Genomic DNA, 20354 nt, shown 5'->3' with positions numbered 1-20354 from the left:
GAGTTTGGGTCATTGTCGGGTTCGATGGAGCGGGCACCTGCGTTGACGCAAAACCGTAAAAGCAGCGGATTTATAAACGGCTATGAGTGTGTATAAACGAGAAGCGGGAAAGGGAAAACCCTCGTATCCACTCATTCACTATACAAAGCAGCGATGGCTAAATATCTCCTATTCGATGGGTTAAGCCTTTTATTCAGTCGCAGCAGTGAAATATGCCTGTGCTAATACATTCAAACGTCTGCTGTTACATTCAGTGCGCGCGCCCTGTTGCAATTTTCGCCGATGGTACAGGATCGCCCGTGCCGTTGGATCACGGGCAGGCCCTAAGGCGGCATGACAATATGGATAAGTACGCTCGAGTGTGCACTTCATCGTGTTAAATGCTTTGCGCTTCTCGCAAGGCTGGATTAAATTGACGTTCGCCGCCGTATAACCAGCATCCGCGCCGCCAAACCGGCATTCGGAGCGTTGCTCCGAGCAGAACCGGCCGCGTCGTACGATGTGCAGCAGCTTTTGTCTTTGCGTTGTTCTTGTTTTTGTCCTCGTGCCAGCGGTAATGTTGACACTCGCATAAGAACAGCCGGACATTTGTTTTTCGCCAGTCTCTCGCAACACCGTGTCGCCAGCATCGCCGGTCTGTTTGTATCGCATGTGCGTCGATTGTTTGCTCGTCGGTGGTACACAGACCGCAAGATGTCGTAGCCGAGCCGCTGGGTTGATGCGGTCCAAAAGAAGCACTAGAGCAACACTTTGCGAAGTTAAAGCGAAACAAAAGGAGAAGTCATGAAAGTAGTCGATATGTTGAAGGCGCTGAGCGTCGTGGTGTGCGTCGCAGTGGCGTCGAGCGCCTATGCTCAATCAAGTGATGCCACAGCCGCGACGGACGCAGCGACGTCGGCCAAGACCACCAAGAAGGTCAACCGCAAGCTCGGCCTCGATGTGCGTCGTGCATTGAGCAAGGCACAGGGCATCGACGTGTCGAACATCTTCGTACGCGCGCGTGGCGGTGCAGTTGTGCTGACGGGCACGGTGCCGGACGGCGCTCAGATTCCGAAGGCCGAGGAAGTGGCGAAGGGCGTGAGCGGCGTGGTCTCCGTGTCGAACAAGCTGACGCTGGCTCAGCCGAACGGTGGTGGAGGCTGATATTTCCCTGAGCCCTGGACTGCGGCGCGTCGTTGCAGTGTTTTTGCAGCGTGCGACGTGGTTTTGTCCAGTGGTTTAAATAACGGGTTCCGGTGCTTCGCACCGGAACCCGTTATGCCTTATGGGCTCGAGCTTCCTGGTTGAGAGCAGGAGCGGGTTGCCTGTTTGCATCGGATCGAAAGAAGTACGCCGGATAAAAACAACGTACTGGAGAGCGACGATGAAACGATTTCCGGGAGCCGCGGCGCTTGCCCTGGCAATGGCGGCGTTCGGCCTGGCGGCCTGTCACGGCGACGATGACGGGAACAACAACAACGGTAATGGTTCTCAGAACAATGCGCTCCCGAACTTCATCTCGGGCGGCGTTCGCACGCAAACCTACGACGGCACGACCGACGACCTGCTGACCGCGGGGCTGGGCAAGGACGGACTCGCATCGGCAACGCCACCGGCCATTTCCAACTCAGCCGCACCAAGCGCCGCTGATTTACGCCGTCTCGCGATCTACTCGAACTACCGCGCGCTCGTCGATATGTCCGCCAATGGCGGCTACGGGCGCTTCTGGGGGCCGAATGTCGACCTGAACGGCAACGACACCCTCGGCGAGGGGATGATCGCCGGCAAGGAATATCTGGCATTCGCCGACGACGGCAGCGGCACGCTTAACGTAAGTCTGCTCGTGCAGATCCCGGCGAGTTTCAATCCCGACCAGCCGTGCATCGTCACGGCCACTTCGTCCGGGTCGCGCGGCGTGTACGGGGCGATATCGGCGGCGGGGGAATGGGGCTTGAAACGCGGCTGCGCAGTCGCTTACACCGATAAAGGCACGGGCAACGGCGCGCACGAACTGGCGACGAACACGATTACGCTTATCGACGGTACGGTCCTCAACGCCGTTGCTGCCGGCAAGACCAGCGTGTTCACGGCGAACCTCGGGAGCTCGAATCTTGCCGCGTTCAACGCGCAATTCCCGAATCGCTACGCGTTCAAGCACGCCCACTCGCAGCAGAATCCGGAGAAAAACTGGGGTGCGAATACGCTGCAGGCGATCCAGTTCGCGTATTGGGCGCTCAACGACAGCTACGGAACACTCAACGGCAGCACGCGCCAGATCCGCTATAAGCGTGGCGATGTGACGACCATCGCGGCCTCGGTGAGCAATGGCGGCGGCGCGTCGCTCGCGGCCGCCGAGCAGGACACGCAGGGATGGATCACGGCGGTGGTCGTGGGCGAGCCGCAGATCAACCTGAACGTGCCTTCGCAGGTGTCGGTGAGGCAGGGCGGCCTGGCGGTGGCGTCGTTCGGCCGGCCGCTCGCCGATTACATGACGCTCGCCAACTTGCTGCAGCCTTGCGCAGCGCTGGCGCCGGCCGCGGTGGGCGCGCCGTATCTGTCGACGTTGCCTTTGGCCACGACCGCGTCGATCCGGGCGGCGCGCTGCGCGTCGCTGGCGGTGAACGGCGTAGTTTCCGGGGGCGACGTCGCGAGCCAGGCCACCAATGCCCTTGCCCTGCTGCATCAGGCCGGTTATCAGACGGACTCCGACTTCCTGCAGGCGCCGATGTGGGATTCGCAGGCCGTACCCGCGGTCGCCGTGACGTATGCCAATGCGTACACGCAGTCGAGCGTCGCCGATAACCTCTGCAACTTCAGTTTTGGCACGACCAATGCCGTGACAGGTGCAGCCGGAGTCAGCCCGGCGGTTTCTCCGATGCTGACCGTGTTCGGCAATGGCAATGGCGTGCCGCCGACCAATGGCATCAACCTTGTCTATAACGCGGGGAATTCGGGCGCGGCGGACCATCGCTTCGCTACCGCCGACGCCAGTTTCTTCGGCGCGTTTTGTCTGCGTGGTTTGTGGACCAACGGCGACGCGCGGATGACCGCGAGCGTCAATGCGATCCGGGTGAATGCCAATCTGCACGGGAAGCCGGCGATTATCGTGCAGGGGCGTTCGGACACGCTCGTGCCGATCAACCACGCGTCGCGCCCGTACGCCGCGATGAACAAGCTGGCCGAGGGCAATGCAAGCAATCTGTCGTTTTACGAGGTGACGAACGGCCAGCATTTCGATGCGTTCCTGAGCGTCGCGGGCTTCGATAACCGCTTCGTGCCGCTGCAGTACTACAACCTTCAGGCACTGAACCTGATGTGGGCGCATTTGAAGAGCGGGGCGCCTTTGCCGCCGTCGCAGGTCGTGCACACGGTGCCGCGGGGCGGTACGGCGGGGGCGGCGCCGGCTTTATCGGTGAACAACTTGCCGGCGATTTCCGCGTCGCCCGGGGCGAACGCGATCACGTTCGGCGGTGGCGGGGTGAATGTGCCGAATTGAGGGAAGTCTTGATCTTGCCGGTCAAAGGCTGGCCGGCGAGGGTATCGGACGGGTGCGATGTTCTATTGGTCGAGGCACGGTCGCTGAATCGGCGGCCGTTGGGGCGCCGCCCGGTGCGATATTCGATTGATTGTTTGGCAGCGGCCGGTGCGCCATTCGCTACAGCATGAATGCACCGGCTGGAAGCGCTTAAGGCGTGGTCGCCGACGCGGCCGCCGGCGCGGAAGCCGGCGTAGCCGCTGTCACCGACGTGGCGCTGGCGGCTGAAACAGCACTCGCCGCTCGTGCGGCATTAGCGGCACCGGTGCTCAACTCTGCGCGAGCGGCCGAACTCGCGGCCGGCGTCTGCACGACGATAGGTATTGGCGTGAGGTCCGGCGAGTTCAGAATCAGCGACGGCGCGAGCGCCTGGCTGCTGACGCTCTCGCCGGGAATGGGCGAACTGCGCGGCACGGTTTTCAGATAATGGTCGACCAGGCTAAAAAAGCGCTCGTAGAACTTGCCTGCCGGGACGGTTTCGCTGGAAATCTTCACCATCGAATCGCTGTTCGAGCGGATCGGCAGCGAGAGCGAGCCGAGCACGCTCAATCCCACGCTCGCCGACGTGTCGCTTTTCTTCAGCGTATAGCCGTCCTGCACGGCGTTCACGTACGCGATGCTCGTGTTGGTGGCGTTCTCGCCCGCCGTGCAGACCACATGAAACGACACCACCACGTGCGTATCGGCCGACGGCTGGAAGTTCTTCGTGGCGTCGATGGTATCGGGCTGCGTCATCGTCGTCATGTAACCCTGGCTCAGCAACGCCCGGCGTGAAGCTTCGCAGGTTTCCTGGCTGGTGGCGTCGTAGTTGCGGGCGAACGGACTGGCCCCCGTCGAGAACATTTCCGCCTGGTAGCTGGGCGTGGGCGCTGCTTTGCCGCCACACGCGGCGAGGATCAGCAGGGGCAGGGCGAGCGAAAGACGGGAAATCGGGCGGGCAAACAGGGTGTGCATGACAGTCGGCAGGATGAAACGAAGGACATCGGCGAGCTAGATTGTAGTGTGCCGGGCGAGTGAACGTAAAAAGCAGGAAATTACCGGGATATTGCATGCCGGTATCACGCTCACGAGAGCGCTTGTCCAAATGTCCCGAAGCGCGTCAGAACGCCGATAGGTCCCGCCTTGCTCTAATTGTCTGAGGTATTTGATGTTCAAGCACTCTTGGTGCGAGCACGTGCTTGGATCGGGCGAGCAACCTTGATTCTTTGAGTTCTCTGACTTCGAACCTTTCCGGGAAGGAGGTTCGTTAGACTCGTTCGCTTTGTCGCCGGGTTTGCAGTCGATCTATTTGCAGTTGATTTCCCGCGTGAAACATAAAGCGCCAGCCAATTCCGCAGCGGTGATAGAAGCGACGCCGGGCTGTTGAACCGATCATCGGTCAGGTGAAGCAAAGTCCCGGCAAGCTCGAGGAGCAAACGCGGTGACGTGCGGCAAACGGTGTTGTACCCGCGTGGTTCTAAACGCTTGGGCTATCGGTCAGGATCGCGCCGGCTGCTGCGTGCGATTGTTCGCCTGACGCTGCTAGCGGCATTTTTTTTCTGCATGGCTGTGTGGATGGTGCGTGCCTCGATGCGAGCCGCTCTCTTTGTTGCTGCGTTCTAATCCTTGGAGCATGCCCCCTCGTTGTTCCCTGCAGCAACGACAGCTTCGTCTTGGTTCGCGTGCTGAATTTTGCGGCGCCGACTTACCTGTCGTCGCCCGGCGTCCTGGCTCGGGCCACGCATAAAGCGCACACAAAGACGCCGATGAGCACACCGACAAAAAAGCATGCGGCGTGCGTGAAAAAGCTGAACATCTAGTACTCTCCTTATCGGTTGAATATCGGAAAATGGTGGTAGCGCAGACCAACACAAGTGCATTCGATCAGACACAGCTTATTGCCTGGTTCCCTGACCTACTCCGATACTCCGGCGCGCCACGGCGACATAGCTTACCTCACAAGCCTTCCCGGACAGGCTTCGAGTTGAATCCGCTGCCGTCTTTTCCTTGCAGTCGCCGCTTAGGCGTCGCGAGAAGTCGCCCAACGTCATGACAACGCTGCGCTCTCGCGCGGATTCGTGTTCGTATTCCTCTTCCTTTTCGTCCTCAGAACGAACGCTGAGAGCGGCTGGTCTGGGCTAGACAAGATTCTACGTTTGGCTTGGCCTGCGTCGCGCCTTGTCTCGTCTGCCAAATGGTGCGCCGTCTCCGGGAACGAAATTCACGCGAGATCGGATGCAGTCAGCTTCCAGAGTGGGTTGCGATGAACAAACTGGACGCCGCCGCGCCCGTCAATATACGGAGGAATTTCAGAGCATGGCTCTTGTTGGAGCCACATGTGCCCGCTCGTCGCCTTTGACGAATCGATACACAGCCAGCAGGAGAATGGGCATCCGGCATCATCGTCATGGCTAACTATATTTTTAGTTAGGGTAACGATGGAAGAGTGTTTTGGGAACCGAGGCAAAGGATTGCTGCACCGCGCACGTTCTGGTGACAACTGTCGCGGCGTCGAGTTCAGGCGCCAGTTAAAGCCATCGCAGCGTTGCGCTGCGTGCCGGGAGTTGTGCCCAAGACATTCGCGCAACGGGTGCATTGGTGCACGCACGACGGACACACTGCACTACGTGATCCAAAAAGCACATCGGTCGTCCTGATCGATGCGCATATACCTGGAACGGGCGTAACGGTGAGACCCAAACCTCTGGCGCGGTAACGCCCGAAGTCAGAATCCGTGGCCTGAGATACCCCTGCTGCAGCGTCGCAAAATACTTAGCGGCGGGGCAGTCAATCAGTGCACGTGCCACGTGCCTCGCAGCAACGTGCACCGGGGTGACTATCTCCCGTCGACGAGCACCAGCGAAATAACGCAATCGCGATGCGGGTCGACTGGCCGCAGGGTAACAACTTAACGTGGTCCGGGAGGACACGGCGGTAGTCGTCGCCGTGTCCCCTCGTTCGCGCAAAGCGCTACCTGCTTCAGTGACCGCCGCCACCACCGCCGTTGCCGCCACCGCCACCGCCACCGCCGTTGCCACCGCCGTTTCCGCCACCGTGACCGCTGCCGTAACCGCCGCCGTTTCCACCGCCGTTTCCGCCGCCTTTGCCGCCGCCGTTTCCGCCGCCGTTTCCGCCGCCGTTTCCGCCGCCGTTGCCACCGCCTTTGCCGCCGCCGTTTCCGCCACCGTTTCCGCCACCGTTTCCGCCACCGTTTCCGCCACCGTTTCCGCCACCGTTTCCGCCACCGTTACCGCCGCCGTTACCGCCGCCGTTGCCACCGCCGTTGCCGCCGCCGTTGCCGCCGCCGTGACCGCCGCCGTGACCACTGCCCCCGCCGTTGCCGTTGCCACCGCCGTGACCATCGCCATGTCCGACGCCGTGGCCATCGCCATGACCATCGCCGTGGCCATCGCCATGACCATCACCATGACCATCGCCCTTGCCAACGCCGTGACCGTCGCCGTGGCCATCGCCATGACCATCACCGTGGCCATCGCCATGACCGTCGCCATGACCGTCGCCGTGGCCAACGCCATGACCGTCGCCGTGGCCTTCGCCATGACCGTCGCCGTGGCCTTCGCCATGACCGTCGCCATGACCATCACCGTGGCCATCGCCATGACCATCACCGTGGCCATCGCCATGACCATCACCGTGGCCATCGCCATGACCGTCGCCCTTGCCAACGCCGTGACCGTCGCCGTGGCCTTCGCCATGACCGTCGCCGTGGCCATCGCCGTGGCCATCGCCGTGACCGTCGCCATGACCGTCGCCATGACCATCACCGTGGCCATCGCCCTTGCCAACGCCGTGACCATCACCGTGACCATCACCGTGACCATCACCATGACCATCACCATGACCATCACCGTGGCTATCGCCGTGACCGTCGCCCTTGCCAACGCCATGACCGTCGCCATGACCATCACCGTGGCCATCGCCATGACCGTCGCCATGACCGTCGCCGTGACCGTCGCCCTTGCCAACGCCATGACCGTCGCCATGACCATCACCGTGGCCATCGCCATGACCGTCGCCATGACCGTCGCCGTGGCCATCGCCATGACCGTCGCCGTGGCCATCGCCATGACCATCACCGTGGCCATCGCCGTGACCGTCGCCATGACCGTCGCCATGACCATCACCGTGGCCATCGCCATGACCATCACCGTGGCCATCGCCATGACCATCGCCATGACCATCGCCGTGGCCATCGCCATGACCGTCGCCGTGGCCATCGCCGTGACCGTCGCCGTGGCCATCGCCATGACCATCGCCGTGGCCATCGCCATGACCGTCGCCATGACCATCACCGTGGCCATCGCCATGACCGTCGCCATGACCATCGCCGTGGCCATCGCCGTGGCCATGACCATGACCATGCCCGTGGCCCGAGCCGCTTCCTGTATCACCGCCCGTATCACCACCCGTGCTGCCGCCCGTGTTGCCGCCTGTGTTACCGCCTGTGTTACCGCCTGTGCTGCCGCCTGTGTTACCGCCTGTGCTGCCACCGGTGCTACCGCCCGTACTACCGCCCGTACTACCGCCCGTACTACCGCCCGACCCTACACTGCCACCATTTGAGTTGCCGACTCCACCGCCGGTGCCCCCGCTTCCTCCACTTGAGTTGCTGCCAGCCGCGCCGGTGCCTCCAGCACCCGAGCTGCTACCTGAAGAGCCGGAGCTGGTTCCCGAACTGCCGCCTTTGCCCGCGCCACTACCACTCGACGTGCTGCCAGAGGATCCGCCTCCATTTGCGGAAACGACCAAACCCGCACCGACGCTTGAGGTCCCGTTCGAATCGGAGCCATATTCTTCGTTGGCGCCGTTAGTGCTCAACGCAGCAACTTTTGCGACGGCCGTGGGTGCAACAGGTCCGCAATCGCTCGACGGCATGGTGTAGCAGGGGGAAATGGGCGCTCCGGCAAGCGGCAGAGCTCCGGCCTGCGCGTTTACCAGTCCTGGTATAGCGCTGGCGAGAACGATGCAGCTCACCTTGAGAGCGGTTCTCAAACTTGATTTATAAGTAGTGCTCATATTATCTCCTGTATGAAACGCGTTTCTGTATCGCGCTCGCACGTTGGCAGGACACGATGTGCGCTAAGAATGACAGGATGGGGGCGGCGTTCTGTGCGCTGCGCCACGCGACTGGGGCTAGTTGTGCTGCGAAGGTGCGCGAGGTCTCATACAACGTTTGCGATGCCTCGCAAAACGCTCCGTCCGAGTAATGCCATTTGGCTTGAAACCCTGTATCTGTCAGCTTTGTAAGTCGACGGCGTCTTATCAACCATTCGTTCTCAAGCAAGCGAACTCACCCGAATTCGAATGCCTGATCAACGACGACTCGCTATGTATGCCGACCGCTACAAGCAGTGCGCCGCAGAGCACGACTAGCAGATCTACGCATGGCGTGTCGCGGCTTTAGTGGTGGTGACTGGGCGGCGTTGCGCACGACAGGATCTTTCGACGCCGGATCGGCGAGCGCGTCCTGATAACTCGCAGCAAAGGCTTGTATGCGGCTGGCCAGCTTCAGATACTGCTTCGGATAGCCATCATGGATGTTCGCGCGCAGTCTCGATATTAAGTTCGTCGAGCCATTGCTGTAGGACCGTTAGCTGTTCGAGGTATCGATCCGAAGCGTCTGAGTAAGCGTGTGATGCGTACATCGGAGCTGTTGACTAGCGACGATTGCCAACCGTAGCTGTATAAGGTCCGCGGGAAAGATGAAATCATCTTCTGCAACCGTGGTTTCAATCTGATTCGATTTCGCTGTCTGCTCTTGAATGAACCGCTCCCGCATACCGTGAGCTGACTGCAGCGACTGCTGTTCGGCATTCCTGATCGATACAGTGTGAATGCTTGTCTGCGATACCGCAGCGCAGGTCGCCAATGTATCGATAGCAAACGGACGGCGTGGCATAACGAGGTAAATTCACGGTTCAGAAGCGAGAACCATGACAAGCCTCGATACCACCCGGTCCGGCTCCACATTGGAGAAGAACGTCATTGCGTCAGTTCGACAGAGCTTGCGCTGTAGATCGTTGCGTCGCTGCGATCAACGCCTTGAACGTGCGAAACGTTTTTCGCAATATCAAGACCGGTGGTTAGCGAGCGCATCAAGAATTTCCCGAACGTGGTTCGGAAAGTGTGCGCCCTGGAGGAGGCGGGAGTCCATACCATCAGCCTGGTTGCGGCTTGACCCCTGCAGGGCCACTATGGACTCCGGTGACTCGCGCCTCATTTATCAAGCGAACTCGAGGCGCCTATCGCGATCCAGGTTCTGCGAGCCCCGGTCCCACCTGTTTCTTCATCGTACCCGATGCCACCGCGAGCTTTCGAGGTGGCATCCTGTTTGCCAAATCACGCGACCTGCTACGTGCAGGATTGGTCAATATTCAATACGCCCCGTCTCTCTTGAAGATGACTTTGAACGTTTTCAGCAAAATTAATATGTCGAGCGAAAGCGAACATTCCTTGGCGTAAGAAACATCAAGCGAAACCCTTGTCGCATAGTCAACATCATTTCTTCCGCTGACCTGCCACAAGCCTGTCATGCCCGGTTTGGTCTCGAGATAATAGTGCACGTCGGCGCCATATCTTGCCAACTCCTCATCAACTATCGGCCGCGGACCAACGAGGCTCATGTCGCCGCGGAGCACGTTCCAGAGTTGAGGAAGTTCATCGAGACTGGTGCGGCGTAGCAACCGGCCGATCGGTGTTATCCGGATATCGTTCTTGAGCTTGAAATCCCGCTCCCATTCCTCGCGCGCTTTCGGATCGGTTGCCAAAAGGTGCTTGAGGACTACGTCCGCGCCGGTGACCATGGAGCGGAACTTTAAACACCGGAATTTTCGGCCGTTGCGGCCTACCCGAAGGTGACCGAAGACAGGGCGGCCTCCGTCGCTCATCACAATGGCGCCCATGACGAGCAGGATAGGAGACATGGCAATCAGCAAGGATGAAGCGCCGACAATATCTATCGTCCGCTTGACGACGTTCCTTGTCGTAAGCGACAAAGCCATGCCGCGAGCGATTGATTCGTCAGATTGAAACCCTTGGCTAGCTGACACATCGAGAGATGCGTCCGGTGAGCCTGCATCCAGGCAGGTTGTTGAGTCGGGCAAGCTATCTCCGCGAGACACGGATAATTCACGACTGTGGGCTGCCGGAATACTGGCGGGCATAAGATGTCTCGACATGGCGCGTTTCTCCATCAGCACTTTCATTTGCATCTCTCTTTGGTGAGTCCATGGCTATGTTTATACCTTCCGCCGAAAACCCAGAACGTGCGTTGCCACACGGAAATGCGAGAGCGCCGATTCATTCCCCTCACAACGAAGACAAAAGAGGCAGCATGATGACAATTCGGCTAAATCGATGTGTTTTTTAGCGGCTAAAAGGGCTGTTTTAAGCCGCAAGGCGCTCAAGATCCGAATATCGTCTAACCAATCACCGGGCAGTACTAATCGCCGCCGAGGAGCGATTTGGCTGAGCGTTTTCTGATAGTTGACGGTGAATCAGATTAGTCACCCGAGAGACGCTGTTCGGATCGTCACGGGTATCGCATTTCGTCAATAAATTTGATTCAGTGTTTAAACACAATTACGGTCGAGTGCGGCGACTGAGCAGGGAGAATGTGTAGCAAAACTAAGTAAAATCAAAATATCAGGCTCTCGTTAGGACATTCCTATTCAAGGAGAGATCGCGGTTCCTCTTGGCGTCTGTCGCAAAGTGCAGCGTTCGTTGTTCGATGGAGTTATGCCGCCGTATTTCCCAATGCGGCTTCCGTGACGTTCATCCCCGACCGGCGATGCTCAGGCGTCTTTTACGCCAATTGTCCGAAATGCACTATCCAACTGCGCTCCAGGTCATTGCTCGACAATCTTCCTCAGTATCCGCATATCGGCCAAATGAGGGTAATTACCTAGTTAGTCTTGCCGGCAAGTCATTGTTTTCCAGGACATGGAGCTGCCGGATCGGCGCCTTCCCGTCTCCAGCGCGCAGCCCCAGATCCGAGGCCTGTCACGGCTCGACACATATTTCTCGTCCCTCGCCGATATCCCTTCTTGAATTTACCGAGCGGTGTGCCATATACTTGGCACTCGTCGCACGAGAGTGCTAACAGTTTTCCGGCCGGTGGTTCTGTGAGCCGCCGGACGGGTTTCCCGCGTTTTTATAGTCTCAGTTAGAGAGGAGTGTGTATGAACCTTCGTCCTTTGCACGATCGCGTCATCGTCAAACGTCTGGATCAGGAAACCAAGACTGCCTCGGGCCTCATCATCCCCGACGCCGCAGCTGAAAAGCCGGATCAAGGCGAAATCCTGGCAGTCGGCCCGGGCAAGCGCGATGACAAGGGTACGCAAAACGCCCTCGACGTCAAAGTGGGCGACCGCGTGCTGTTCGGTAAGTACGCTGGTCAGACCGTCAAGGTCGACGGCAATGAACTGCTCGTGATGCGCGAAGAAGACATCATGGCCGTTCTGGTCAAGTAAATTCACGCCCATTTGGCTTTTCCGGCCGGACGATCGAACCGCTCAAGCGGTTCTCGCCTGGCCTCATGAAAGCCAGAAAACTGAAACGAATCAAGGAGTTTGAATATGGCAGCTAAAGAAGTCGTATTTGGCGATATCGCCCGTGCAAAGATGGTTGAAGGCGTGAACATCCTGGCCAACGCGGTCAAGGTCACGCTGGGCCCGAAGGGTCGCAACGTGGTTCTGGAACGCAGCTTCGGCGGCCCGACGGTCACGAAGGACGGTGTTTCGGTCGCTAAAGAAATCGAACTGAAAGACAAGCTCCAGAACATGGGCGCGCAAATGGTGAAGGAAGTTGCTTCCCGCACCAGCGACAACGCCGGCGACGGCACGACGACAGCTACGGTTCTGGCCCAGTCGATCGTCCGCGAAGGCATGAAGTACGTTGCATCGGGCATGAACCCGATGGACCTGAAGCGCGGCATCGACAAGGCAGTGACCGCTGCTATCGAAGAACTGCGCAAGATCAGCAAGCCTTGCACGACGAACAAGGAAATCGCTCAAGTTGGCGCGATTTCGGCTAACAGCGATTCGTCGATTGGTGACCGTATTGCTGAAGCAATGGACAAGGTCGGCAAGGAAGGCGTGATCACGGTTGAAGACGGCAAGTCGCTGGAAGACGAGCTGGACGTGGTTGAAGGTATGCAATTCGACCGCGGCTACCTGTCGCCGTATTTCATCAACACGCCGGAAAAGCAAACCGCGATCCTCGAAAACCCGTTCGTGCTGCTGCACGACAAGAAGGTGTCGAACATTCGTGACCTGCTCCCGATCCTGGAACAAGTTGCGAAGGCTGGCCGTCCGCTGCTGATCATCGCTGAAGATGTCGAAGGCGAAGCTCTGGCTACGCTGGTTGTGAACAACATCCGCGGCATCCTGAAGACCGTTGCTGTGAAGGCTCCGGGCTTTGGCGATCGTCGTAAGGCCATGCTGGAAGACATCGCGATCCTGACCGGCGGTCAAGTTATCGCGGAAGAAACCGGCCTGACGCTGGAAAAGGCTACGCTGGCTGAGCTGGGTTCGGCTAAGCGCATCGAAGTGGCGAAGGAAAACACCACGATCATCGACGGCGCTGGCGAAGCATCGAACATCGAAGCGCGTGTCAAGCAAGTGCGCACGCAAATCGAAGAAGCGACGTCGGACTACGACCGTGAAAAGCTGCAGGAACGTGTCGCCAAGCTGGCTGGCGGCGTTGCAGTGATCAAGGTTGGTGCTGCGACCGAAGTCGAAATGAAGGAAAAGAAGGCACGTGTTGAAGACGCACTGCACGCAACGCGCGCAGCTGTGGAAGAAGGCATCGTGGCCGGCGGCGGCGTTGCGCTGATCCGCGCTCGTCTGGCACTGAAGGACCTGAAGGGCGACAACGCAGATCAGGACGCCGGCATCAAGATCGTGCTGCGCGCGATGGAAGAGCCGCTTCGCCAGATCGTCACGAACGGCGGCGAAGAAGCCAGCGTCGTGGTGGCAGCAGTTGCAGCAGGTACGGGCAACTTCGGCTACAACGCGCAAACGGGCGAGTACGTCGACCTGGTGGAAGCCGGTGTCGTGGACCCGACCAAGGTGACGCGTACGGCACTGCAAAACGCGGCATCGGTGGCAGGTCTGCTGCTGACGACCGACTGCGCTGTGTCCGAACTGCCGAAGGACGATGCTCCGATGGGCGGCGGTATGCCCGGCGGCATGGGCGGTATGGGCATGGACATGTAATTTCGGGCCTTGCCTGAATTACAGGGCGACGCGGGCTTCTTCGGGAGCCCGGCGAACACCCAAAGAAAAAAACCCGCGTCGGCAACGACGCGGGTTTTTTTACGTGGTGCGCCCAGCTGGAAACATCCGCTTAAAAGCGCATTTCCTGTATTTACCGGATGAAGGCCAGAGTCAGCAAAATTGTGAGGGAGCGCGCACGTAAAGCGCTTCATATGCCTGCCATAACAACGCTTTACATCTTGCAGAAAGTCTCTCGCGCGAACCGTCGCCTTGATTCCAGCAAAAACGAAGCCCTACACTTGCTTTATGAAAGAGCATATGTGAGCGTGAAACCGGCCTGTGTGGCCGGCACCTGTCGATTCACCATTAGAAGCCAGGATATGGCGCTGGCGGAGTCGCTAAGGCCGTTGTTGAGAATCTGGGGTCCAGGTAGCGGCGCCAGATAGGCACACCGTACATGTCGGATCTCATTGGATAGGGTGGCAGGGCTATGTCCCGTTTTCGTAAAATGTTGGTGGTTGCGGTTTGCGGTGCACTGACCATAGCCGGCCTGATTTTTGTCAAGCTGGCCTTGCCTTACCCGTTCCGCCGCGCGCCCGCCGCAGTCGCAACCGGGTCGGCCGCGCCGGCTGGCAGCGTACGATTTGCTGTGCTCGGGGATTCCGACAGTCAGTCGTTCCATGACAGCCTGATGTTGGCAGATCCAAGCTTGCGAGGAGGACCCTATCGCGCGACCACCTGGCAGTGGACCGAGGTCCTGGCTCGACTGAGGGGCAACCAGATCGACTCCGGCGAATGGGGAGCCTGGGGAACCGGCAGGTATCGCGCCTATTTCGACGAAGCTTTCGGTTTGCTCGCCCGGACGCCTCCCAAGGACGACTACCGCTACAATTTTGCCGTCAGCGGCGCTTCCTGCAGCCAATTGATGGGACATCCGCTGCGTCAGGCGGTCCGTCTCGTTGACTTGATGAACACAGAGCCACAAGCCTGGCGAGACGGCATTGTGCTGATCCGGATCGGTGTCAACGATGTCGGCGGGCACGACGTCCTGGACGAGTTGTCCCGGGACCCGGCTGCGCCGCATCCCAGGGCGTTGATCGACGCCTGTATGGGTGAAATCGGCGAGGCAGTCGCCCTGATCCGCAGGCAGCATCCGGATACGTATATCGCGCTTGTGGGCGTGCTCAGCAATGCGGATTGGTCGGTCAACTTCGACAGTTGGCAATCCGCCAAAGAGATAGCGAATATCAACGCCGGCATGGATCTATTCGACAATGGCTTGCGCAAGCTGGCGGCATCGAATCGCCGTGTTGCCTTTCTTGATGATCGCGCCTGGTTCAGCAGCCTGTGGGGCACGCGTGACGACCAAGGCCGCCCGCTTTACAAGACGGTTCATCTGTCATCGGGCTGGGAAATTACCAATACATCGGGCGACGATCCGCACAACGCTGTTCTTTCTGACGGTCATGCCGGGGTAGTCTGGAATACCCTCTGGGCGCAGCACCTTGTGGCTTCCCTGAATGCAGCATTTGGATTGCATTTCCAACCGATTACAGATGCCGAGGTCATCGACTTTCTGCAACCGAGCTTTAATGCAAGCGCGCGATCAGCGTCGTCATTGCCCACATCCTTTTCTTCGCGCCCAGAAGCGCAACCCGCCGCCGGCACGTTATCTAATTGAAGCAAAACTGTAAACTATAACGAATATTCGAGTGGAGAGGAGGGCCGAAATGGATGCGGATGTTCGTCAACGCACATGTGGCCGACAAGCAGAATAGTAGCCTAGAAGCAAGGTCCTCAAATACACGAAGGTGCATCATGTTTGTGCCTACCGATGATACTGCGTTGGATAGTGCATCACGCCATTTACCTTCAGAGGACAAAATTCTTCAGGCTTGCGGGGAAGAATTCAAAAACAATTTTAATCTACATCCTTTCAAATTCAATCATACGTTGCATCGGAGCGGATTATTCGAGATCCCTAGAATCGTTGAACTCGCCAAACGGATGATTGAGGACAATGGTAATTACTGTGCGCTTAACTTCAAGAATGGCTCTATAGGGACGAAGTTCGGTTATGGCTCTACAGTTGCAAAACTGAGCGCCGTGCAGGAGAGGGAACGGCTGGATGAGACGGTTTCCCATCTTGGTGAAAACGGCACATGGATCAAGCTGGTTCGGGTGCAGGTGTATGACGCCGAGTATGCTCAAGTTCTAGATGTCATTACATCCGAGCTTGAAAGTTTGTCTGACTTTCCGCTGCGCGAGGACATGACCTGGGTAACGATGACACTCGTGCTCTCCTCGCCGAATATCGCAACGCCTTTTCATCTCGATCACGAAACCAACTTCCTCTTCCAGGTGCAGGGCTCGAAGGACGTATGTCTTTTCCCTGCGACCGATCGCGAGTTGGTGCCGGATGAGGAGGTCGAAAATTACTACAGCGGCAACTTCGATGCTGTGCTCTATCGCCAGCAAATGCAGGATCGCGGTACTGTCTTTCGGCTCGGCCCGGGCGAGGTAGTGCATCACCCGTCATTAGCGCCCCACTGGGTAAAGAACGGCGACAACATCTCGGTGAGTATCAGCATTAACTACTGCATGAAGTCTCTCGAGAAACGTGCAAGGGTTTATCAGGCTAACTACTTTCTGCGCAGGATGGGTCTAAAGCCCTTGCCGCCAGGGGTTTCGCCATTGCGCGACGGCTTGAAGTGGAAGCTCATGTCGACGATGGAACACCGCAATCCAACAAGCTTTTCGGAAGTCGTCCACACGCCAGTGAACAGATTGAAAGCACCGTTGATTGCGGTTAGGCGGCTAGTCAGGCGCTGACCTGACTGGCCATAAACATCGGTTCATGCTGCGTTTGCCACGTTGTCTCACCCAGTTTGGATTTCCAACCATGACACCTTCTGCTGATGCTCTGCTGACCATTGATCAAGCTGTCTACAAGACCGCGTTCAACACTACGCCGTTCAGTTTCAGGCACTATCTGCACCAGTTGCCGATGTTCCAGCCGGAGGCACTAGCGGAGTTGGCGAAGAAGTATGGTGAGAAACCTGAGGATTACTACGTCTCCAATTCGGCGCCCACGCCGGGAACCAGGTTCTTTGATGTCAAAGCGAAGCCGCTGACGCCGGATCAGGCGTTTGCTCAGTTTTCCTCAGGGCCGATGCGCTTGCTTTTGAAGCGGCCCGAGAATTACGACCCAGCTTTTAAGGAACTGTTGGACCAGATGTTCGAAAAAGTGATCGAACTGCGCGGCGGTCTCAATGGTGAAAAGATCGTACGGCGGGAATCGGCCATCTTCGTCAGCGCCGCCGCCTCGACCACCCCGTTCCATTTCGATCCGGAAATCAATCACTTTTTCCAGATCGAGGGTGCTAAGCACTACCATGTATATTCTCCGAGCGCCGTTCGGGAAAATGAGCTCGAGGATTTTTACGTGGAGGGCAAAGTCGAGATCGGCCAGCTGGATCTGGCCACGCGCGACAAGAGCCTCGAACATGTCTTCGACCTTGCGCCCGGCATTGGTTTTCATCAACCGCAGGACTCGCCCCATTGGGTTCAAACCGGCGCGGAGCGCAGCGTCTCCTATGCGTTCGTGTATGAGACCGACGCGAGCCGGGCCCGTGGCCGTATCTTTGCAGCCAATCACTATCTGCGCAAACTCGGTGTAGTTCCTCATCCGCCCGGTGCGAACCCCGGTACCGATAATGCGAAGGCATCGGTGATGAAGGTCGTTGTTCCCGTGCGCAGGCGTATCGTTCGCAATCTTGAACGGGTTCGCTGAGGCTCATAGCCGGATTGAATGTCAGTGATGTGGCGCGTACGGCGCCGCATCACGGTATTGCCTGGAGGAGGATCGTTGGCGCGAGTCGCAGCGATCCCGATACAGCCGTGCGATCGATTTCAATGGATAAGCAACATCGCTCGCCGGCAGCGTGTATTCCCACATTGGGGTCGGCCTCGAGCATGGCCATGTCGCCGCGACGTTACGTGCGAATACCGCCGCTGGGCTGCCAGAACCGCATGCAGCTAGGAACCCGATACATCACGCTTGTTAAGCGACGCCGCTGCGCCATTCGAGCGGGCACGCACGCATGCACCCATTCATCAATCACGCCCCGCCGCTCGCTGTAGACCCTATCTTTGGCAAACAAACGGGACGATGCCATGCATAAGCGTGCTGCCTTGAGCTGAAACCCGAGGTGCAAAACCAGCTTGCACCCCGGGAGGCGTCCACCTAAGCGGCCTTAAGTCCCTCAGCGGCCTTAAGCCCATCAGCGGCCTTAAGCTTCGGCATGGTTCAGAACTGCTGCCGCAGCGTCCTGCTCGCCAGGACCGGCTTCAACCGTCTCAGCCCCGACTCCACCCTCCAGGCGCTCACGCAGTTGCTTGCCGATAACTGCTGTGCCTGCCGGCCGGAAGATCTGGTCGTGCAGGCCCGGAACATCGGTGACCACCAGCTTGCCCGTTACCACCGAACCCCATCCCAGGTCGCGGGCGAACAGGCGCCCGTTAAGCACCTGGGCACTGCGGAAGATCTGGACCTCGCCGTCATAGGGAGCCGGACGGTAACGCGTCTGCTGATCCAGCAGATATTCGATGTACCAGCGATTCTCGGCAATCAAATGCTCTGAAGCACTTCCCTTGATCAAGCCGAGCTTGAGAGCAAGTTTTGCGATGCCAAGCGTACGAACGATCCGATACTGATTCAGGAAAGCGACCATGGAGGTCTCGCCGCGCATGGCCTTGCGGAAGTCACGCGGAATGTTGTCCGCGCGCACCTGCAGCTTGCGCAACTGCTTGTCGTACCAAGGCATCACCTCGCGATAACCGGGGCACCAGGAATCGTTGAAGATCACCAGTTCCACCGTTTCGCCCTCGCGCCGCAGCTGATGGGCTGCCTCCAGGCACATCGCACCCAGCACGCAGAGCCCCATGAGGATATACGGGCCCTTTGGCCGGGCCAGCCTGATCAGCCGCACGGCATCCGCGGCGACATCCTGGAAAGCACGCTGCGGGAACTCGCGCGGCTCCCCGTCCGGAATCATGGGGATGTCGATGATCGGCCGATTGCCGACTTGCTGAGCCAGTTCGTAGAGCACCGCCGTGTTGTTGAGCACGATGATCGGCGTTCCCGGCGCATCCTCGTTGAATCGCACGATATTGCGCGCTTTCGCTTCCAGCTCGGCTTGACTCATGAACCCGCTGAGACCGACGCCTCCCGCGACTGTCAAGGTCTCGTTTCCGGGAGCGGGCGCCAGCGGCAGTTTCGCTTCGATTTCAACGGTTTCCAGCATCCCGCGCCACTTGGCCAGATACCCGTCGATCGTCTCGACATCATAGAGGTCCGTGTCGCCTTCACAGGAGATGCGCCAGCCTTCCGGGCGCCGCACCATGAAGAAGCTGAGGTCGTAGAGCGCGCCCGCGTTGAAGGAGGGCGAGGTCGTCGCGGCGAAATCCTGCCGGCGAACTTCATCGCCGAGGCCGACGAAGCTTTGCTGCAGGGCGAAGTTGACCGAGCACAGCGGCGGGCGATCCATGGCGGAAGCTTGGCCGGACATCTCGATCATCTCTTCGAACGGCAAGTGCAGATGTTCGATAGCGTCGCTGAGCTTCGCGCCACACTGCGCCGTGACGGCGGCAATGCTGCTGTTTTCAGGAACGTCGAGGCGAAGGATCACCGTGTTGATGAGCGGTCCGACCACCCCCTCGAGCTCCTGCTGGTCCCGCACCGACATCTGGGTGCCAATGGCCACCCGGGTTTGGCCGGCGGCCGGTTGCAGCGCCATCGCGAGGCCGGCAACGGCCACGCTGAACGGCGTTACGCCCTGGGCCTTGGCAGCCGCGATCAGGCGGTCGCTCAGCGCGGCGGGTAACAGGATGGAGCGGATGACGCCCTGGAAGCGCCGCTCCTGCGGCCGGGGACGATCGCCGGGAACGTCGAAGCGGTTGAAATCCTGAAGCTCCTGGCGCCAATGGGCGCGAGCGCGATCGAGCGCACCGCTTGCATGGAACTCTTCCTTCCACAGCGCGTAGTCGCCATGGTGAAGATCGACCTCGGCGTAGTCCGGATCAACCCCGGCATGCACCGCGGCCAGTCCTTCCACCAGTTCGCGCACGAGGATTGCAAAAGACCAGCCATCCATAACCAGCGAATGGAAGGTCAGTTGCAATTCGCCTTGCGTGACCGACTTGGGCAACCACACCGCCCGGAAGAACGAGGGCGACGACAATTCGAAGGGCGTGCGGGCCTGCTGGCCGCCCACACGCTCGGCCTCCGCAATGCCGGCCTTTTCCTCCAGACCGGTGAGATCGACCACGTCAAGCCGGAAGGGCACATGGCTCCAGACCTGCTGGCGCAGCCCCGCACCCGTCACCACGAAGCCGGTACGCAATATTTCGTGCCGCGCCACCAGTTCGCCGAGCACCTTTTCGATGCTCGCGGCTTTCAGCGGACCCGACAATTGCAGCCGGAAGGCGATGTTGAGCGCGGAGGCCTGCGGCGACGCCTTCTGCTCTTGCCAGAACCGGACCTGGCAGGCGCTTGCCGGGAACAGCGCGTAGCCGGCTTCGATCTCGACAGCAGGGGCGATACTCAAAGCTATCGCGTTCAT

The 20354-nt window shown here is 59.1% G+C and carries 12 protein-coding genes; 8 read left to right on the top strand and 4 right to left on the bottom strand.

Features of this window, described 5'->3' with window-relative positions; translation table 11 throughout:
• Positions 1-189: 189 nt before the first annotated feature.
• Entirely contained in the window at positions 190-651 is a 462-nt protein-coding gene (locus ACSOSP_RS09725; protein ID WP_455306076.1) for a hypothetical protein, read from the bottom strand.
• Positions 652-783: 132 nt separating this feature from the next.
• On the opposite strand from ACSOSP_RS09725, the gene ACSOSP_RS09720 reads away from it, so the two are divergent.
• Together ACSOSP_RS09720 and ACSOSP_RS09715 are read left to right on the top strand one after the other, a co-directional pair.
• A complete protein-coding gene (locus ACSOSP_RS09720) occupies positions 784-1143 on the top strand; it encodes a BON domain-containing protein (RefSeq protein WP_455306074.1) in 360 nt (119 codons plus the stop codon).
• Between the two features lie 220 nt (positions 1144-1363).
• Entirely contained in the window at positions 1364-3475 is a 2112-nt protein-coding gene (locus ACSOSP_RS09715) for a D-(-)-3-hydroxybutyrate oligomer hydrolase (RefSeq protein ID WP_455306072.1), read from the top strand.
• 189 nt (positions 3476-3664) lie between these two features.
• On the opposite strand, the gene ACSOSP_RS09710 is transcribed toward ACSOSP_RS09715, so the two are convergent.
• On the bottom strand, positions 3665-4468 hold the full coding sequence (locus tag ACSOSP_RS09710; RefSeq protein ID WP_455306070.1) for a DUF2242 domain-containing protein: 804 nt from the start codon (positions 4466-4468) through the stop codon (positions 3665-3667).
• A 2007-nt stretch (positions 4469-6475) separates the two neighbouring features.
• Here ACSOSP_RS09710 and ACSOSP_RS09705 point away from each other — a divergent pair.
• Positions 6476-8077 carry a hypothetical protein gene (locus tag ACSOSP_RS09705; RefSeq protein WP_455306068.1) on the top strand — a complete coding sequence of 534 codons (1602 nt, stop codon included), beginning with the start codon at positions 6476-6478 and terminating at the stop codon, positions 8075-8077.
• A gap of 1811 nt (positions 8078-9888) precedes the next feature.
• Here the strand turns inward: ACSOSP_RS09705 and ACSOSP_RS09700 are convergent.
• A complete protein-coding gene (locus ACSOSP_RS09700) occupies positions 9889-10719 on the bottom strand; it encodes a sugar transferase (protein WP_455306066.1) in 831 nt (276 codons plus the stop codon).
• Between the two features lie 975 nt (positions 10720-11694).
• Between ACSOSP_RS09700 and ACSOSP_RS09695 the strand changes: the two genes are divergently transcribed.
• The 5 genes from ACSOSP_RS09695 (at position 11695) to ACSOSP_RS09675 (ending at position 17524) form a co-directional block, all read left to right on the top strand.
• Positions 11695-11985 (top strand): co-chaperone GroES, encoded by a 291-nt coding sequence (locus ACSOSP_RS09695; RefSeq protein ID WP_031362728.1) that lies wholly within the window; start codon positions 11695-11697, stop codon positions 11983-11985.
• A gap of 105 nt (positions 11986-12090) precedes the next feature.
• Positions 12091-13731, top strand: coding sequence for a chaperonin GroEL (gene groL, locus ACSOSP_RS09690; RefSeq protein WP_455306064.1), 1641 nt, complete (start codon positions 12091-12093; stop codon positions 13729-13731).
• Between the two features lie 490 nt (positions 13732-14221).
• A complete protein-coding gene (locus ACSOSP_RS09685) occupies positions 14222-15412 on the top strand; it encodes an SGNH/GDSL hydrolase family protein (protein ID WP_455306062.1) in 1191 nt (396 codons plus the stop codon).
• A 137-nt stretch (positions 15413-15549) separates the two neighbouring features.
• Positions 15550-16563 carry a cupin-like domain-containing protein gene (locus ACSOSP_RS09680; RefSeq protein ID WP_455306060.1) on the top strand — a complete coding sequence of 338 codons (1014 nt, stop codon included), beginning with the start codon at positions 15550-15552 and terminating at the stop codon, positions 16561-16563.
• 70 nt (positions 16564-16633) lie between these two features.
• Entirely contained in the window at positions 16634-17524 is an 891-nt protein-coding gene (locus ACSOSP_RS09675; RefSeq protein WP_455306058.1) for a hypothetical protein, read from the top strand.
• Between the two features lie 499 nt (positions 17525-18023).
• Here ACSOSP_RS09675 and ACSOSP_RS09670 read toward each other — a convergent pair whose 3' ends face one another.
• Positions 18024-20354 (bottom strand): condensation domain-containing protein, encoded by a 2331-nt coding sequence (locus ACSOSP_RS09670; protein WP_455306056.1) that lies wholly within the window; start codon positions 20352-20354, stop codon positions 18024-18026.

It is taken from the genome of Caballeronia sp. KNU42 (assembly GCF_053760385.1).
This window is presented reverse-complemented; position numbering and strand designations above follow the sequence as displayed.

Excerpts from the sequence above, each read along its gene's own strand:
- groL (WP_455306064.1), top strand. The coding sequence starts at position 12,091 with ATGGCAGCTAAAGAAGTCGTATTTGGCGATATCGCCCGTGCAAAGATG.
- ACSOSP_RS09725 (WP_455306076.1), bottom strand. The coding sequence starts at position 651 with ATGCGATACAAACAGACCGGCGATGCTGGCGACACGGTGTTGCGAGAG.
- ACSOSP_RS09670 (WP_455306056.1), bottom strand. The coding sequence starts at position 20,354 with ATGAACGCGATAGCTTTGAGTATCGCCCCTGCTGTCGAGATCGAAGCC.
- ACSOSP_RS09700 (WP_455306066.1), bottom strand. The coding sequence starts at position 10,719 with ATGAAAGTGCTGATGGAGAAACGCGCCATGTCGAGACATCTTATGCCC.
- ACSOSP_RS09675 (WP_455306058.1), top strand. The coding sequence starts at position 16,634 with ATGACACCTTCTGCTGATGCTCTGCTGACCATTGATCAAGCTGTCTAC.
- ACSOSP_RS09710 (WP_455306070.1), bottom strand. The coding sequence starts at position 4,468 with ATGCACACCCTGTTTGCCCGCCCGATTTCCCGTCTTTCGCTCGCCCTG.
- ACSOSP_RS09685 (WP_455306062.1), top strand. The coding sequence starts at position 14,222 with ATGTCCCGTTTTCGTAAAATGTTGGTGGTTGCGGTTTGCGGTGCACTG.
- ACSOSP_RS09695 (WP_031362728.1), top strand. The coding sequence starts at position 11,695 with ATGAACCTTCGTCCTTTGCACGATCGCGTCATCGTCAAACGTCTGGAT.
- ACSOSP_RS09715 (WP_455306072.1), top strand. The coding sequence starts at position 1,364 with ATGAAACGATTTCCGGGAGCCGCGGCGCTTGCCCTGGCAATGGCGGCG.
- ACSOSP_RS09680 (WP_455306060.1), top strand. The coding sequence starts at position 15,550 with ATGTTTGTGCCTACCGATGATACTGCGTTGGATAGTGCATCACGCCAT.
- ACSOSP_RS09720 (WP_455306074.1), top strand. The coding sequence starts at position 784 with ATGAAAGTAGTCGATATGTTGAAGGCGCTGAGCGTCGTGGTGTGCGTC.